This is a genomic window from Nocardia sp. NPDC058497 (assembly GCF_042720195.1).
In the GTDB taxonomy this organism is placed as follows: domain Bacteria; phylum Actinomycetota; class Actinomycetes; order Mycobacteriales; family Mycobacteriaceae; genus Nocardia.
Window position 1 is genome coordinate 9,927 of the sequence record NZ_JBHXMY010000052.1, and the last position, 3,431, is coordinate 13,357.

Sequence of the window (3,431 nt, forward strand, 5' to 3'; positions counted from 1 at the left end):
GGCTCCCCCGGGGGGGGGCCTTTGTAATGGATGGGTTTGCTATTGGCTACGAAAGCCGCCCCGGCGTAACCCGCAAACCCGGCTAGCGTCGACACCATCGCCGGGGGCGCGACGGTCTCGGAAACGGCGGCACTGGCCGGGATATCCACCCGGCTGCTGCACCGGCGCTCACTGTCCGCGTTCGGGTACGGACCCAAGATGTTGGCCCGGATTCTGCGTTTCCAGCGCGCGTTGGCGGCGGTGCGAGCCGGTGTCCCAGCCGCGGAAACGGCCGCCGTCACCGGGTTCGCCGACCAGGCGCACCTGTCCCGAGAGTTCCGTGACCTGGCCGGATGCTCGGTCCGCACCCTGCAGGCCTGCTGATCGACCCATCGATGCCCGGAAAGTCTCATTCGGCAACATCGTGACGGAGGGTTACGCTCACAAGGCACGCCCCGTCGTATGTGCCAGGCAAGTCCGAACCACCGACGAGAGGATGTGACCTGATGATCGACGAAACCGTGTACTCCACGCTTCGTATCGAGGCCGAGCGAGATGAGATCCGTCGACTGGTCGTCGGCGCCGTCGTCGTCCGTCACCACCGGGTTCTCATCCTGCGCCGCCGACGATCGGACTTTCTGAGCGGTCGCTGGGAACTGCCGAGCGGCGTGGTCGAGCCGGGCGAGTCGCTCGACGACGCGGTGATCCGCGAGGTCGCGGAGGAAACCGGCCTGCAGGTCACCGAAATCAGTGACTACCTGGGCGAATTCGACTACCTGTCCGGCGGCGGCGCCCGCACCAGGCAGTTCACCTTCGTCGCCGAGGTCGCCGCGCACGGACCGGTGACGATGACCGAACACGACACGCACCTGTGGACCAGGCTGACCGACGAACCACCGGTCAGCGACGAGGTCCGCGAGATCCTTGGCCGCTATCAGCAGCGTCAGCGCGATCCGCGCGGCTGGTCGGCCTATTCGCTGGGCAACGGCGCGTAGAGGTCGATGCCCTGGCCGTCGGGGTCGGCGAGCGTGGCATAGCGCTGGCCCCAGACGGCGTCCCACGGCGCGAGTTCACCGTGGTAGCCGGCGTCGACGAGCTCGCCCCAGAGCTTGTCGACCTCGGCCGGATCGGCGCAGCGGAACGCGATGCCGGTGCGGCCGTGGCCGGTCGGCGGCTGCCAGCCGGGGAGGAACGAGGCGATCACCTGTTCGGTGTCCAGCGCCAGCCGCAGGCCACCGCCCAGCGGCGCCTCGGTGTGGCCCTCGTTTTCCGCACCCTCGGGGAACACCAGCCCCAGCTTGCGGTAGAAGGCCACCGAGGCGGCCATATCGGAGACGACGATCGAGAAGACATCGAGCTGTGGAGTCATATCCGCAGCGTAGACACGGGCGTGTGCTGTCGTCTTGAACGAATCGGACCCGATCTCAGCGCGCGGGAACGGGCACCAGTTCGGCGATGAGGTTGCCGATCAGGTCCGCACCGCCGGCCGTCAGTCCAGCGGCCCGAGCACCCGGTTCACGTAGTCGTTGGCGAACACGCCGGTGGGGTCGAAACGGCGGCGCACCGCGGCGAAGCGGTCCCATTCGGGATAGCGGGTGCGCAGCGTCTCGGCGGTCTGGAAGTGCCGCTTACCCCAGTGCGGCCTGCCCTGATACCGGTCGAACACCGCTTCGCAGGCGCGGAAGTACGGCTCCCACGCCATGCCCTCGTACTGATGCACCGCGATGTAGCAGGTGTCGCGGCCACCGGCCGGGGACAGGAAGGCGTCGTCGGGGGCGACCCAGCGCACCTCGATCGGCATCGGGGTGTCGAATCGTTGTGTCACGTCGAGGATCTCGGTGATCGCGGCGCGGGCGTGCTCGCGCGGGATCGCGTATTCCATCTCGGTGAACTTGACCAGGCGCGGGCTGGCGAACACGCGGTAGGACCGGTCGATCTTGCGGTTGTTGCTGCCTGCCTTGGTCGCGAGCCGGTGGATCGCGGGGACGGCGGTGGGAATCCGCCTGCCCACCTTGCACATTCCGTCGAAGAGGTGGTTGGAGAGCACGACGTCGTTGAGCCAGGCGCTCGCCCGGCCGCGCGGCTGCTCCGGCTCGGTGGAGCGGTTGCTCGACTTGGTCATCGCCACCTCGGCGTGCGCGAAGGCGAAGAACTCGAAATGATCGCTGCCATCGGCGAGTTCGTCGAGGTTGTCGAGCACCTCGGCGATCGGGACCGGCCGCTCGACGAGGTCGAGCACGAACGAGGGCTCGAGCTGCAGGGTCACCGCGGTGACGATGCCGAGCGCGCCGACACTCACCCGCGCCGCCCGCCAGCCGTCGGGGTCGGTCTCCTCGTTGAGTTCTACCCGCGTGCCGTCGGCGCGCAGCACCTCCACCGAATGCAGCGCCGCGGAGATGTTGCGCAGCTTGGCGCCGGTGCCGTGGGTGCCGGTGGCGGTCGCGCCCGCGATGGTCTGGGTGTCGATATCGCCCAGGTTCGGGAAGGCAAGGCCGTGCGAGTGCAGCAGCGGGCTCGCCGCGTGCAGGGTGAGCCCGGCCTCGACCCGGACGCGACCGGTCGCGGTGTCGACCTCGAGCACGCGATCCAGGCAGCCCAGATCGATCAGGGTGCCGTCGGTGAGCACGGCGTCGGTGAACGAATGGCCCGATCCCGCGACGCGCACGGTCCGGCCCGCCGCGGCGGACTCGGCGACGATCTCGGCCAGTTCTTCGACGCCGCGCGGTGCGGCGACGACGGCGGGTGAGCAGCGCTGCTCGCCCGCCCAGTTCACCCAGGTGCTCTTGGTCATGCGTCCAACAGTAGAGGATCGACTGTGACGCGCGCTACCGCACGGGGGTGGAAGTACTGGTCAGCGACGTCGGCCGAGGCAGCCCGCGGCCTTGGCCTGCTCGACTTCCTCGTCGGTCAACGGGTCGACGAGCAGGGGGCGGCGCGGTACCGCGTCGGTGCGGACACCGTTGAGCGTGATGGCCATATAGCGTTGCCAGACTTCGGAATTCACCGGCCCGGCGAACTCGGCGAACGCGTTGACCATGTGGATCAGCGCGAAGAAATCGGTGGTGGTGACATCGGGATGCACCGCGCCCGCGTCGCGTGCGCGGTCGACGATCGCCGCGACCGAGGGGCGGATCCGATCGCGCAGCTCGGCGAAGCGGGCCGGGTCCTCCTCGAGCTCGAGCATCACTTCGCTGAACCCGCGGTTGGTGGCCAGGTGCTGGCACGCGTCTTCGAAGAACTGGACAAGGCCCAGCCACGGGTCGGGATTGCGCATCGCCTCGTCGGCCTGGTCGGCGAAGTCGACCATGTGCTGGTCGAAGACCTCGGCGATGAGCTCCTTCTTGTTCGCGAAGCGGCGGTAGACGGTGCCGACGCCGACCCCCGGGGAGCGGGCGGCGTGGGCGGGGGGGGTGTCCAGGGCGGGGTGGGGGGGCCGGGGGCGCGCGGGCGGG

5 protein-coding genes are annotated in these 3,431 nt (G+C 69.2%); 2 read left to right on the forward strand and 3 right to left on the reverse strand.

The genetic code is table 11. The features are described 5' to 3' along the window. Window positions 1-171: 171 nt before the first annotated feature. Together ACFWPJ_RS06210 and ACFWPJ_RS06215 are read left to right on the forward strand one after the other, a co-directional pair. A complete protein-coding gene (locus ACFWPJ_RS06210; RefSeq protein WP_378847846.1) occupies window positions 172-363 on the forward strand; it encodes a helix-turn-helix domain-containing protein in 192 nt (63 codons plus the stop codon). 122 nt (window positions 364-485) lie between these two features. Continuing rightward, window positions 486-974: an NUDIX hydrolase gene (locus tag ACFWPJ_RS06215; RefSeq protein WP_378847825.1), complete on the forward strand. Its 489-nt coding sequence runs from the start codon at window positions 486-488 to the stop codon at window positions 972-974. Here the strand turns inward: ACFWPJ_RS06215 and ACFWPJ_RS06220 are convergent. From ACFWPJ_RS06220 to ACFWPJ_RS06230, 3 genes are all read right to left on the reverse strand, one after another. Continuing rightward, window positions 950-1,348: a VOC family protein gene (locus ACFWPJ_RS06220; RefSeq protein ID WP_378847827.1), complete on the reverse strand. Its 399-nt coding sequence runs from the start codon at window positions 1,346-1,348 to the stop codon at window positions 950-952. The two genes, ACFWPJ_RS06215 and ACFWPJ_RS06220, sit on opposite strands and share 25 nt — an antisense overlap. 120 nt (window positions 1,349-1,468) lie before the next feature. Next, entirely contained in the window at window positions 1,469-2,770 is a 1,302-nt protein-coding gene (locus ACFWPJ_RS06225; RefSeq protein WP_378847829.1) for a D-arabinono-1,4-lactone oxidase, read from the reverse strand. A gap of 60 nt (window positions 2,771-2,830) precedes the next feature. Then, window positions 2,831-3,431: TetR/AcrR family transcriptional regulator (locus tag ACFWPJ_RS06230; protein ID WP_378847831.1), on the reverse strand; the 601-nt coding region annotated here is incomplete at its 5' end.

Excerpts from the sequence above, each read along its gene's own strand:
- ACFWPJ_RS06220 (WP_378847827.1), bottom strand. The coding sequence starts at position 1,348 with ATGACTCCACAGCTCGATGTCTTCTCGATCGTCGTCTCCGATATGGCC.
- ACFWPJ_RS06215 (WP_378847825.1), top strand. The coding sequence starts at position 486 with ATGATCGACGAAACCGTGTACTCCACGCTTCGTATCGAGGCCGAGCGA.
- ACFWPJ_RS06225 (WP_378847829.1), bottom strand. The coding sequence starts at position 2,770 with ATGACCAAGAGCACCTGGGTGAACTGGGCGGGCGAGCAGCGCTGCTCA.